Origin of the sequence: Paenibacillus sp. OK060, from assembly GCF_900101205.1 — a bacterium.
Lineage (GTDB): Bacteria > Bacillota > Bacilli > Paenibacillales > Paenibacillaceae > Paenibacillus > Paenibacillus marchantiae.
Genome location: NZ_FNFR01000001.1, coordinates 94,658 through 107,549, shown reverse-complemented (window position 1 = coordinate 107,549; position 12,892 = coordinate 94,658). Strand labels below are relative to the sequence as shown.

Here is a 12,892-nt window from a genome sequence, read left to right as displayed (position 1 = left end):
TTTCCCTAAACATAAAAAAAGCCGCTGGCACACAGCGGCTTCCTTCTTTTCCCTTTCCAGAAGTTAAAACTGGCTCGAGAATTGCAAATACATTTTTTTCAGTTCATTGACCGATCTGCCCAAAGAGTAATGGGTTTTGGCCTTCTCGCATGCCGAACGAGCGAGCTCATAACGGTACGCCGGGTCAACCATCACCTTCTCCAGCGCTTCTGCCAGTGCAGACGGATCTTCTGAAGGCACCAGCAAGCCGTTACTGCCGTTCTCGATCTGTTCGGGTATGCCGCCAACATCTGTACCTACAAGGGCAAGACAGCTAAGCGCTGCTTCCGCGAAAACAGACCCGAACGCCTCCGCCCGCGAAGGAAGTACAAAGATATCAAAAAATGGCATGAATTCCTCAGGGTGCAGCGTGTAACCATAAAAAATAGTCTCATTATAAATGCCCAGCCGCTGGGCCAATTCTTCCAAGTCTGGACGGATCGGTCCGTCCCCAATAATATGAAGCACATAATCATGTCCCCGGGCTTTCAGTTCGGCACAGGCTTTGAACAGAATATCCAGCCCTTTCGCCGGAACCAGACGGCATACCGTGACCAGCTGTGGTATCGCATTCTCATGGGGAATTGGCTTAAACCTTTTCTCATCAAAACCATTCGGAATCACACCGATAACTTCGGGGTGCTGTACATAAGGCGCCAGATAACGACGGAAAGAATCCGATACTGTTAACAACCGCTCTGCCTGGTGCTCCAGCTCACCATAGATGGCCAGCAGGAATTGATGCTCCGGTCCGTTCGGCTCAATGCGTCCATTCAGTATCAGCTCTCGCTCATAACTGGAGTGGATCGTTTGAATGAGAGGAACATCCGGGAAAACCTTCTTCATTGCAAGCCCCGCAATAGGATGATGGGCATGAATCAGATCGTAAGGCTTCTGAATACGCAGCTTGGTCCACCACAAATAATCCCGGTAGGTTTGCATATATTTTTGCACGACAGGACTATCCTGATATTGGGTCCAATCGAACGTCTCAAACTGGATATCTTCCCTGCCCTTGTTGCGAATTCGCTTAGGCAACGAGAACAGATCCATCTCCCACCTCGGGGTTGTAAACCTCTCTTGCATATACGGAATCATAGAGGATACACCTCCGGGCTGCTCCGGAGGAAAGAAAAGCGCCTGCAGCAATCTCACCGTTAGTTTCCCCCTTTCTAGCATAAATCTTTTCATTACATCTTCAATCATGATATATCAGAACATATGTTCAGTAAAGGTACAAAATGAGATTTCTTATCACTCGCTCATTTACAGCCGAATAATAGAATTCATTTCAATATCAATTGTACCATGTTGCATCTGACGCTGACGATATTACGAGTACTGTTAGGTACTGGGGGGCAATTCCAATGGAAATCATCGCTCTCTGTCTGCCTTTATTCTACTATACGTTATCTTATTCATCTTGTTTGAGCGTACGCCCTCACTTCGGAGTCGTATATACAACATATTCAGAAGATGCTCGGCTAAGAAGCGGATGTATGATTTTGAAAGTTAAGCCTCTTTTGCCGACATACAAATGAAAGCCAGTGAGCAATGGTAGCCCCCGGCTTTTTGAATGTACTTCTTATGTTTGAATACAGCGTTTATACAGACAAGTGTGTGACCGCCTTCTCGTACGTACTGAAGCCGTCTGTCTCTCCCACAAAGGTATAGTCGTTACGCCCATAGAATGCGTTCAATGTCGCGTTCTCGGCTCCGCAATCCAATCGGACAATATGTTTGTCCTCAAACTGTATCCCGCTGCTGGACCATTGCAAAATCGCCCTTCCCAATCCACTCTGGGCGTACTTTCTGCGAATGGCTAATCGGTGCAGATAAAGTGCACCATCCCCGGCATGCGCTTTGCTTCCCCATAAGTGCACATCCCATGCACTTGGCTGGCTCATCAAAATAACCATGCCAGCTACGTCAGAACCCTTTTTAAATACAAATACGTCGCCACGCTGAATAGCCTCCGCCGTATTATGAGAATCCTCACCTTTTAACAACGCATTCCATTGAGAAGAGCCCTGGCTCCGCAACCACTCGGCTGTTTCCATGAGCAGGGACATCACATCCTCCGTGTCTTCCGGCTGAGCCTGCAATGCCTTAAATTCATCATTGATGTAGTCTGTTGTGATACTGAATGAGTGCTTCATGATTCTCCTCCACTTCCAGGTCTCTCTTAAACTAATGGTACTATACCGGGAAATGGCTTGTTCGTCAAAAAGAAAACAAAAAAGGCAAGAGGCTGTGCCTCTTACCCTTCAATCTTCGCTTCATCGATAATTTGATTACGGTATAACATCGTGAGATGTAATGTATCAAACTCAAGCTCTTTGTCCAGCTCTCGCATCAGAACTTCAACCAGACTCTTTCGCTGAACACTTGTGCCGGGTACCTGATAATCAATATAGCCTGACAAATCCGCTTCTGAGGTATCAATCGTTGCTGTGCCTACAGGTAACCCTCCGCGTTCTTGTAGAAACAGTTCATATACCCGAAACTCCCGATCTTTGCGCACCAACATGACATAACAGGCTTCTTCAGCAGCTTCAATCTCTTCGAGATCTTCTTCGGACTCTATCTCATCCTCATCCGCAAAATCCCGGTGCACCCATTCCGCCGATTCCATCTCCTGCCCCTGATGCCACATGCGGATTGTAATCGTATCGATGATTTCTTCATCCAGCTCTCGTACCAGCAGCTCGGCAGCCGCATCCTGATAATTCTCTGCCGGTTCATCATACCAATGGATCTCACCCTGCACATCAGCGCCATATTGTTTCAGGGAGGCTTCAGCCAGTTCCTGTCCATTGGCGTCATTAAATACATAGGTAGATATGCTGCGTCCGGCGCTTACCAGCTCCATTTCAAGCAAATGTTCCGGGTCTTCATATGTAAATGATTCGGCTTGTGAGCCAGGAATGACGTGTACTTCATTTACACCAGCCCGATCATTCTGTCCATCGTGACTGTAGCTATCTTCAGACCGTGACGACTGATTGAACATATCCGTTTGAGACTCTGACTTCTGTAACACAGAATACAGTGTACCGCAGCTTACAAGCACTTCATACTCAGCAGCACTTACCGCATCCGCGAGAGAACGAATATATTCGTGCACCTGCTCCACAATATATTGTTCTGTCTCGTCAGGTAGCGAATTCTGCTCAATCTGAAGGCTGCCGGATACCCGATCCCCTTCCCTGAATACAAGCAGCAGCGAACCCATATATTGACCGCCCACCATAATATCCTGTACTTCGCCACCTGATGTTCGAAGATCAGGAATCAGCTCTACTTTCAGTTCCATGCACCTGTCCTCCTCGGTTCCTAACGTTATTCTATTAGGTTACCCTTGAGAGCGACAGTTTATAAGATACAACGCTATTCAGATTTTAAGAGCGAACTATTAGACGGACAACACATATTTTTGGATAGCGTGGGCCACACCCTGATCGTTGTTCGAAAGTGTAACCTCATCCGCAGCTGCCTTGACTTCTTCCGGGGAATTGTCCATCGCAACCCCTTTGCCTGCAAAGGTCAACATGGTGATGTCATTGTAGTAGTTACCTACCGCCATGATCTCGGAAGGCAGAATTCCTTTTGCTTCGGCTAGTCTTTTTAGAGCTGCACCTTTGGAGGCTTCTGGATGCATCAGATCAATGAAAAAATCACCGCTACGCGTCATATAATATGGAAGATTCCAGGTGGACCACTCCTGTTGCACTGCATTCATCTGCTCGATGGATCCAAACGCTGTGAATTTCGCAAGTGGCTCTGTCATATCCGCCCATTGCGGCAGCTTTAATGGCTCTGCCATGAAGTTTTGATACATTTCGCGTACCTGCAACTCCAAACCTTCGGGCTGATCCACATAGAGTCCAAACGCCGTGTTGATGTCAAAATGTACACCTTGCGCACGGCAGTAAGATATAAAAGGCTCCAGCCCCTGTCCATCCATGGCAAAATGGTGCACCACTTCACGAGTCTGAACCTGTGCAGTTACTGCCCCATTATGTGTAATGACATATCCGTCAAGTCCCATCTGCTCCATAAACGGGATCGTGTTCGCAGGACCTCTGCCTGAACACAGAACAATCTCAGCTCCCTGACGGGAAGCACGAATTAAGGTCTCTTGCGTCAATTCGGTAAGTTCATGATGATCATTAAGCAGCGTTCCATCGACATCCAGTGCGATTAATTTAATTGTCATTGTCTTCATTCCTTATCTGTAAAAGAGTCGCACCCACCCAAACCCTCCCTTCCGAGGGAGGGCCCCAGAGGGCTCTGCCCTCTGGACTCCCGTCTCGTTTACCGGCGGCGGTTTCGATCTTGCTATGTGACGGGTGGCGTGGGAGCGCTTGTTGTCGGGTCCTCCGCTTGACAGCGGCGGTCCCGCCCAAGCTCAAGCGGGACCATTACGGGCAGGGCTTCGCCTTCTGCCCGGCTCTCTGCTCCGCTTCGCGAAGGACGGGAGCTGACGCACCTTTGGCGCGGTGGGCAAGGCTTCGTACACTGCCCAGACTCCTTGCTTCGCTTCGCGAAGCAGGGAACTATTACTTCCGCAAACGTTCTAACTCGTCAGCGGTTAATTCGCGATAACTGCCAATTTCAAGATTGGCATCCAGCTCCAGGTCACCCATGGCAACACGTTTCAGATAAACCACACGTTTGCCAACAGCCTGGAACATTCTCTTCACCTGGTGGAACTTGCCCTCATGAATGATCAATGAAATGGAAGAAAACACGCCCTCTTCCGTTTCCTCACGATCCAGCACAGTCAGTTCCGCAGGCAACGTCTCATATCCATCATCCAGCTGAATGCCGGCTTTGAATTTTTCAATATCTTCTTCTTCAACATTTCCCAGCACACGGGCTTCATACGTCTTGGGCACATGTTTGCGCGGGGACAACAGATCATGGGCAAGTGACCCATCATTCGTTAGAATGAGCAGGCCCTCGGTATCTTTGTCGAGTCGTCCCACAGGGAACGGATCGAAGACACGCTCCTCTTTACGCAGCAGATCAATCACCGTTTTATCCCGATTATCTTCGGTTGCAGACACCACGCCAGGTGGTTTGTGAAGCATCAGGTAGATCATTTCACGATACACAATCCGCTCTCCGTCAGCTTCAATTACGTTTACGTCTGGATTAACCTGCACACCGCTGTCTTTCACCGGTTTACCGTCCACACGGATTCTGCCCTGTTTTACCATCTTTTTGAGCTCACTTCGTGACCCCACGCCCATATGACTCAATATTTTATCCAGACGCAGCGTTTGTTTGCCTTTTCCACTCATACCGATGTCCACCTCCAGCCTGCCGGATATTCATTTTTCAGTACACCATCCAGCCATTTCCCCCAGCCAGCCGCAAATCCGTCCACACACACCAACACATAACCTTTGGCCGCCGTATCTGCTTGACGTTCAACTCGTGATTCTTCGATGTTCAACGTCTCTCCTTTGAGATACCTTACTGCTTCACCGTCTGCGGAAGATAGGTTAACGGATCTCTGGGCTTCGGCTGCATTCAAAGCGCATGCAAGCGGATGAGAGGGCACAAATCGCCCATTCTTTACGGTACCCATAAACCACCCTGGTCGAATAACCTTGAGCCCTTCCAGACGGGCAGCACCCACAGAAGATTGATACACTCGATCGCCATAATACACCGTTTCTCCAGCAAGCTCGATTTCCAGATTTTCTTGTACAAATTGAGCATACACCGTTCCTGGATCGACATTTGCCTGGTCGGTTCCTCGTCCCTGAGCCCGTTCGTTTTTGCGACCACCACGTTCGTTTCCTGTGCCCTGTTTTCCCTGAGCCTTACCACCACGGGTATGCTTATCATCGCGTTCTCTAGATTCGGTTCTCATTAGACGTTCCCGTTTCCGCTCTTCTTTACTGATTGGTGCAGATACACGGATAAATGGTTCTACCAATTCACTTGGTTCGGTGAAATCTGCGCCCACTGCCTGTCCATTTTGTAAAACGCTGCCCTCTTCTTGATTTCCGTCTTCTTCGATAAGAGATTCCGCACGATGCTGCAATACAGCAACATAATGTCCCTCCCCCTCCAAGAGATGAGGCCACAACCTCGCAGTGCCGCGCGTTTGGTCCAGCACAGATTCCGTCTCTTCTGCTTTTTCGGGCAACATCTGCCGCACCCATTCCGGACGTCCTGGCGCAAATCCTGCACTTTCCGGGATGTCATTCACCACAAAATCAGGATTGATGTTCAGGAATTCCGCTATCATCGCTTCATTTTCCTCTGGTGCAAATGTACATGTGGAATATACGATGGTACCCCCTGGAGCAAGCAGTTTGGCCGCAGTCTCCAGAATATCGCGCTGCATCAGCACACATTTTTCCACCGAATGATTTTCCCAGGATTTCACCATGTCCTCATCTTTGCGGAACATGCCCTCACCCGAGCAAGGCGCGTCGATTAACACTTTATCAAAATAATGAGAAAATGCACTCGCAATCCGTTCCGGTGATTCATTTAATACAACAGCATTGCGTACCCCATACAATTCCACGTTTTTGGCGAGGGCTTTCGTACGTTCCCCATGGATATCATTTGTAACAAGTACACCTTTCCCCTGAAGCTTGGCTGCGATCTGGGTTGTTTTCCCGCCAGGAGCCGCACATAGATCCAGCACACGTTCCCCGGGTTTCACATTCAATAATTCAACTGGGGCCATGGCGCTTGGTTCCTGGATATAATACAAACCCGCATGATAATAAGGATGTAACCCCGGCTTAACCCCGTGAGGCACATAAAAACCCGTTCCGCACCACGGAATGGGTCGCATATCAAATGGAGCAATTTCCTTGAATTTTTCCAGCGATATTTTTAACGTATTCACTCTCAGCCCCGCATGTGGCGACTGCTCATAAGATTTCATAAATTGTTCAAATTCATCGCCTAACAAGCTTTTCATTCGCTCGGCAAATATCGAAGGCAGCTGTACAGCCATAATTCCACTCATCCTGTCTTGTTAAAATTGCATATAGTTCTATGTTATCATATCAGGGCATTGCTTTCCTATTGCTTCATACATCATATATATTCCACTACAGCGTGTAATGTAGTATAATGGCAAGTAGATTGATTGATGTGCAAAAATTCGGGTGTTTATGCATATTATCCCATCTTGTATTTTTGCCAAAACTATATTTCGATATGATCGATGGGGGATGTCTTAATGAAATCCAAGAAGAAAAAGAAAAGCGCTGCGATCCTTATTTTCCTGGGTATTTTCGTCGTTTTGATTGCAGCACTTGTCCTGGTGAACCAGCAATCCAAGAAACAAATGGACGCCGTGGGGAATGCTTATGGCATCGCCGCCTCCAAGCTTAATCCCGCAACACGCGAATTGCTGGACGATCCGAACTACCAACAAATCATTTTGCCTGATGATCTGAAAGCCAGAATTGATAACAAAGACAGCTTCTTTGTATATTTCTTCGCCTCCGACTGCTCACACTGCCGTGCGACAACACCTCAGTTGATGCCACTGGTCGATGAGGAAGGTATTCAACTGCCTCAGTTCAATCTGCGTGAATTCGATTCCGGTTGGACCGATTATAACATTGAGTACACACCAACTCTGGTATATTATCAGGATGGTGTTGAGAAAGACCGCATGGTTGGCGGGCTACAGGAAAATGGCAGTGCCAACGGTTATACACTGGATGACTACAAGCAATTTTTCGAGAAATATAAAGGCAGTACCACTCCATCAGCAAGCTAATCGTATAACTCTTCGTGGTTGCGATGGACCCGCATGGATTATATTGTCCTTTTCATGGACAAGCTCTGGAATCATTCCAACCTTTAATGATGTCCTTTAATATCGAACACCCCGGCCAATTCCTCTAGAGGAACGGTCGGGGTGTTTTTTAAAGATCATATGTCTGAGAACATGTTAATGATAAAGTGAATGATGTCTTTGTATTACAAGCTTACTCGCTCTGCAAGTTCTGCTCCTGCTGCAATGCTTTCATCTTCTCTTCATAGATTCGTCCACGTGTAGGACTCCGGCGTTGGGGAATATTAGGCTTCAGTTCAAGAGCACGTTCTCGAACCTCCTGCACCAGTACCTCATCCTGAATCTGAATATGCAAGTCTCTGTAAGGAAACTTCTGCGGCTCAGGACCCGAAAGTCCATGAACCAGCTCCTGTACTTCCTGCACCAACGGTCCAAGGGCAATACCTCGCGAAGTTTCCGGATATGACTTTAACAGATCTACCGAACTCTGTAACATCATGCGTCCTCCGCGAAGGTTATCATTCCTGAAATGATACAGCCCCACTGCAATCTGTAGCAATCCTTTGTACAGAGAATCTCGATCCCGTTCAAGCCACAGTTCTTCCAATACCTCATGGCATTCAAAGTAGTCCCGATCGCGATTGAAGTAGATCAGATAGTCAACATACAGCGGCTCATAGCTGCTCATCCGGGTTTTCGCCCTTTCTAGCCGCATTCAGAAGTGCTTTTACATCATCCAGAAGGTCTTTTAACCCTTCCATATCATGACGCTCCCAGCAGTCATTGAAGCGCTTTTGTGCCTCTATCGCTTCGTTCACGAGGTGGTAGAAATACAATTGATGTATGATGCTCAGCGTTCTTGATACAATATTGGAGTCATCTTCAAAGGCCTTTTGCGCCTCCAGAATTTGCAGACGGATCGCCGACATCTCATTATCGAGTACAAAAGCGGCTTCCGCCGTCTTTTTCAATCGTGCGCGCATATCATCCGGCAGACTCTCCCGAAACTTGTAACTAAGGGAGTGCTCGATCGTGGCCCAGAAGTTCATCGCCAGCGTCCGAATCTGAATCTCGGCCAGTACATTCTTCTGCCCAAGAGCCGTCTGAACAGGATACTCAATAATCATATGGAAACTGCGGTAGCCGCTTTCTTTGAAATTGGTGATATAATCTTTCTCGATTAATACCGTCAAATCCTTACGTCCACGTATATACTCGGCTACCCGCCGAATATCATCCACAAACTGGCACATAATGCGGATACCTGCAATATCCTCAATGCCTGTTTCCACCTGATCAAGCGGCACATTCAGGCGTCTGGATTTCTCCAGAATGCTGGATATTTTTTTGACACGACCGGTAACGAATTCGATCGGGGCGTATTCTTCCCTTTTCTTAAGCTCCGCCCGCATCGTTTTAAACTTAACTTTCAATTCCTCTACCGCTTGTTCATAAGGAAGTAAAAATGTACCCCAGTCTCTACCGTCCATGCTTATGCCTCCTGTCTCTATAGCTTCCCCTGTTCTTATCCATTATACATGATGTTAAGCGGGGGGAAGAGTCCCGTACGACATTACCCTCTTCCACGCTTCTAATTTCCAATCCGGGGAACTCCGAAACATTGCTTAACGATGCTCTGCACCGACAGCTTCCGAAATATGACTGTAACCGTCTTTGCGCAGCAATTCACGCAGTCCGGCATGAATGCGCCGGTTCACTTCAGGTCCTTCATAGATCAATGCCGTATATATTTCCACCAGGCTAGCCCCTGCTTTAATCTTTTCGTAAGCATCTTCGCTTGTGAAAATGCCCCCCGATCCGATGATTGGCAGTTTGCCTTCCGTCTGGCGATAGATTTGGCGAATGATTTCCGTGGAACGATCACGTAGCGGCTTGCCACTTAGTCCACCTGTCTCCTTGGCATGCTGATGAGACAGACCCTCACGGCTAATCGTTGTATTCGTTGCGATGATACCGGCAACTCCACTATCTGCAATGGTACTTACCATATATTCGAGCTCCTGGTCATTCACATCAGGTGCGATTTTGACCAGTACCGATTTAACGGAACCGCCCGCTCTCTTGCGCTGCGTCTCCATCTCATTCATCACAGCGGCAAGCAATTCCTTCAGTTCATTCCCATGTTGCAGATTACGCAAATCCGGTGTATTTGGTGAACTGATATTCACCACAAACAGGTCCGCATAATCGTATAGCGCTCGAATGCATTTTGCATAATCCAAATGCGCTTCTTCATTCGATGTCGCCTTATTTTTACCTATATTTACGGCCACTGGAATACGGCGCTCCGTGAGGCGTGCCAATTCACCCGCCATCGCTTCGGCTCCAAGGTTATTGAAGCCCATCCGGTTCACCAATGCCTCATCGGGAGGCAGGCGGAATAACCGTGGCTGGTCGTTACCTGGCTGTGCAAGCGGTGTGACTGTGCCCACTTCCATGAAGCCAAACCCGATGGAAGAAAAGCCCGTTACAGCCTGTCCGTTTTTGTCCAAACCAGCCGCAAGTCCTACAGGTGTAGGAAAATGACATCCAAACATATCCACAGCCAGATCCGATGTTTCACGCACGCCATACATGACACGCAAACCGGAAGGAACCGGGCGAATACTCCCCATTCCACTGAGGCCGCCGATAATTAGATGATGGGCCTGCTCAGGGTCCATTTTGAACAACAAGGGTTTAGCAAGACTTCTGTATAACAAATCACTCACTCCGTTCTGGTCCGGTACGCTGAAAAAACTGCTTTCCGTCTTTTTCATATGTAAAAAAACACTCTATACACAAGTCTATCCGTTTCTTCTTCAAAAGGAAAGTAGTTTGAGCATAGACAGAAGGAATCGTATTATGCAAAATGCTCACAAGAAATCCACCCGCCTACTGGAAATGGCGAGTTGAATTCTTTACAATGGGAGCATGGCTATATCTATATAGCCTTATTCCATGAAGGAGGAACAGCCCATGGCTCCCAAACGCAAACCACCTACTTTGCAGCAAAAGAAAGATGAGGTCAACCGGAAAGCCATTATCTGGACCGCAGCCAGCGTCGGTGGACTGATCATTATCATTGGTGCGCTTATTATTATCGCCAACCTGTAAATGCTTCAACCGACTGTTTCTGCATCTACATACCAATCCAGCATGGATTTTACGTTTTCTTCGGTCTGAATCACTTGGTTTATCGTTTAATTCAACCAATGATACGTCTTATTCGGATTATTTTGCTTGGGAACAAGTGTGTACCGGTAACGATCCTTCGCTTCTGGAACCATAGCTGTCTCTGGCAGCAGATCTTTCCCGATGCGTACCGGAGTTCCCCGAGGAGCAAGAGCAAATAGCTCTTCCACATCTTCAGTACTCATTCTCACACATCCAAGGGATTCATCCAGCCCGATACTGTTTGGCTCGTTGGTCCCATGGATGGCATAATTCGTGTCCGATAGCTGCATGCCCCTACTTCCAAATTCTCCGTTGGAGCGACCATTTGGATTTACAACCTTGTCTGAAATGACAAACGAACCCTCTGGAGTACGATCTCCGCCAAGCCCAACCTCGTAATTCCGAATAATGGTGTCGCCACTAATCAGCGCAAGCTTATGTCTGCTCTTGTCCACGATGATCTCGAGCCGATCCTGCAAAAAAGGCTTTCCGCCTAACGTATCCACAAATGCAGCGTTTTTGCCTTGCGGCAAATCTGAACCTTCACCTGTTCCCTTAGCTGCGTTTTTTTCTTTTCCCATTTGCCCTTGTTGATGCATGGCTAGTAGTGCCGGAAACATCCGGGTCATGCCAGGTGCAGTATCGCCCAGAATATTATTTGGAAACGGCTGGGCAAGTTGTGCTACACTTTTCGGCCAGCTACCGTTTTGTTTTTTATATGTAATCATTGCACTCGACAGAGCTGCAGCGGATTCCTGTTTGGCTGTCCAGGCTTGTGCCAGACGCTTGATCTCCGGTGATACTTCCGGCGGTTCACAGTTACACTGTTTGGCATCATAACTCTGTGCCGTTAATTTGCCACTGCTGTTTGTCTGAACGATGTATTTCACCGCCATATTTCGCTTCCATAATGTCCAGTTACCTGAGACCTGCATTCCAAGCACAGCCGATGTCTGCACTTTCGCACCAGAGCCTGACCATGCAGCTGCAAGTGCAGCCTCACCCTGGTCCCCTCCACCGAATGCTCCAGCTGTAAACACATTGGATTTTGCAACAAGAGCCAAATCTTCCATCGGGTTATTCCCTGATTCGCTATCCATGGAATCGTCCGTCGATTCCAACGCTGAAGCCAAAGCCTCGGCTGCATCCCGATTGAAACCAGGAGCGTCTGCAGGTGGTAATCCTGCCAGTACAAGCAGCATAAGCAGGGTAAGCCACATCTTGCGAACACGATGTTTTTTTTCCTTTTGCTCAGCCATCTCAACCAGCTTCTCCTGATAATCCACCCATATATCTGCCGGTGCCTTGCTTCGCTCGAAAGCCTCGTAGACTTCACCCGCCTGTTGAAAACAATAGTTCGCCTTGGCTTCCTGCCCTTCACCCAAATATTCCTTACCAAGTAAATACCAGGCCATTTTATTATCAGGATGTTTCTTTACATATGTCCGTAGGTGAGTATTTTGCATCCGATCCTCCATCATTTCGCCTTTTTCCGTTTCTATATATATCGGCAAATGATGACAAGAAATCCATAGGACTTGAGTACCCGGATCTAAGCCTCAACATTCGACAAAAAAAGCACATTCGACTGTCCCAATGACAGAAGAATGTGCTCTTGTATGTTCATATGAAAGGAATTAACCTTCTTTGTTGAAAGGTTCATCCGCAACTTTAATGGAGTCCGTAGGGCAGCCGTCGCAAGCATCCTGCATGTCGTCGAACAAGTCATCCGGAATTGCTTTGATCCCTTTGTTGGCATCTCCATCGAAGATCACTTCTGCCAAACCTTCATCATCATAGTCATAAATGTCTGGCGCCGTTGCTCCGCACGCTCCGCACGCAATACATGTATCTTTTTCTACCCAAGTAAATTTACTCATTACCAAT

The 12,892-nt window shown here is 47.7% G+C and carries 13 protein-coding genes; 2 read left to right on the top strand and 11 right to left on the bottom strand.

Annotated features, from left to right (window positions below):
- Nucleotides 1-63: 63 nt before the first annotated feature.
- The 6 genes from BLS14_RS00530 to BLS14_RS00505 form a co-directional block, all read right to left on the bottom strand.
- Nucleotides 64-1,194: a glycosyltransferase family 4 protein gene (locus tag BLS14_RS00530; RefSeq protein WP_090948962.1), complete on the bottom strand. Its 1,131-nt coding sequence runs from the start codon at nucleotides 1,192-1,194 to the stop codon at nucleotides 64-66.
- 449 nt (nucleotides 1,195-1,643) lie between these two features.
- Entirely contained in the window at nucleotides 1,644-2,198 is a 555-nt protein-coding gene (locus BLS14_RS00525; RefSeq protein ID WP_072732310.1) for a GNAT family N-acetyltransferase, read from the bottom strand.
- A 101-nt stretch (nucleotides 2,199-2,299) separates the two neighbouring features.
- Nucleotides 2,300-3,355 (bottom strand): hypothetical protein, encoded by a 1,056-nt coding sequence (locus tag BLS14_RS00520; RefSeq protein WP_090948959.1) that lies wholly within the window; start codon nucleotides 3,353-3,355, stop codon nucleotides 2,300-2,302.
- Between the two features lie 99 nt (nucleotides 3,356-3,454).
- Nucleotides 3,455-4,258, bottom strand: a complete 804-nt coding sequence (locus BLS14_RS00515; protein ID WP_090948957.1) for a Cof-type HAD-IIB family hydrolase — start codon at nucleotides 4,256-4,258, stop codon at nucleotides 3,455-3,457.
- A 343-nt stretch (nucleotides 4,259-4,601) separates the two neighbouring features.
- A complete protein-coding gene (locus tag BLS14_RS00510) occupies nucleotides 4,602-5,348 on the bottom strand; it encodes a pseudouridine synthase (protein WP_090948956.1) in 747 nt (248 codons plus the stop codon).
- Nucleotides 5,345-7,033 (bottom strand): RsmB/NOP family class I SAM-dependent RNA methyltransferase, encoded by a 1,689-nt coding sequence (locus tag BLS14_RS00505; protein ID WP_090948954.1) that lies wholly within the window; start codon nucleotides 7,031-7,033, stop codon nucleotides 5,345-5,347. Before BLS14_RS00505 ends, BLS14_RS00510 begins: the two co-directional genes overlap by 4 nt.
- 228 nt (nucleotides 7,034-7,261) lie before the next feature.
- Between BLS14_RS00505 and BLS14_RS00500 the strand changes: the two genes are divergently transcribed.
- A complete protein-coding gene (locus BLS14_RS00500; RefSeq protein ID WP_063564786.1) occupies nucleotides 7,262-7,810 on the top strand; it encodes a thioredoxin family protein in 549 nt (182 codons plus the stop codon).
- A gap of 211 nt (nucleotides 7,811-8,021) precedes the next feature.
- On the opposite strand, the gene BLS14_RS00495 is transcribed toward BLS14_RS00500, so the two are convergent.
- The 3 genes from BLS14_RS00495 to BLS14_RS00485 all read right to left on the bottom strand — a co-directional run bounded on the left by BLS14_RS00495 (nucleotide 8,022) and on the right by BLS14_RS00485 (nucleotide 10,551).
- Nucleotides 8,022-8,516 (bottom strand): DUF309 domain-containing protein, encoded by a 495-nt coding sequence (locus tag BLS14_RS00495; protein ID WP_063564787.1) that lies wholly within the window; start codon nucleotides 8,514-8,516, stop codon nucleotides 8,022-8,024.
- Nucleotides 8,503-9,318, bottom strand: coding sequence for a GTP diphosphokinase (locus tag BLS14_RS00490; protein WP_063564788.1), 816 nt, complete (start codon nucleotides 9,316-9,318; stop codon nucleotides 8,503-8,505). The genes BLS14_RS00495 and BLS14_RS00490 overlap by 14 nt, the downstream gene beginning before the upstream one ends.
- A 135-nt stretch (nucleotides 9,319-9,453) precedes the next feature.
- A complete protein-coding gene (locus tag BLS14_RS00485) occupies nucleotides 9,454-10,551 on the bottom strand; it encodes a quinone-dependent dihydroorotate dehydrogenase (protein WP_064640972.1) in 1,098 nt (365 codons plus the stop codon).
- A gap of 256 nt (nucleotides 10,552-10,807) precedes the next feature.
- Here BLS14_RS00485 and BLS14_RS32410 point away from each other — a divergent pair, with 256 nt between their 5' ends.
- Nucleotides 10,808-10,945: a hypothetical protein gene (locus BLS14_RS32410; protein WP_162842436.1), complete on the top strand. Its 138-nt coding sequence runs from the start codon at nucleotides 10,808-10,810 to the stop codon at nucleotides 10,943-10,945.
- Nucleotides 10,946-11,031: 86 nt separating this feature from the next.
- Here BLS14_RS32410 and BLS14_RS00480 read toward each other — a convergent pair whose 3' ends face one another.
- The gene (locus BLS14_RS00480; protein WP_176854267.1) at nucleotides 11,032-12,471 is read right to left on the bottom strand and encodes a L,D-transpeptidase family protein; all 1,440 of its coding nucleotides are present in this window, start codon (nucleotides 12,469-12,471) and stop codon (nucleotides 11,032-11,034) included.
- A 171-nt stretch (nucleotides 12,472-12,642) separates the two neighbouring features.
- On the bottom strand, nucleotides 12,643-12,885 hold the full coding sequence (locus BLS14_RS00475; protein WP_024629252.1) for a ferredoxin: 243 nt from the start codon (nucleotides 12,883-12,885) through the stop codon (nucleotides 12,643-12,645).
- Between the last annotated feature and the right edge of the window lie 7 nt (nucleotides 12,886-12,892).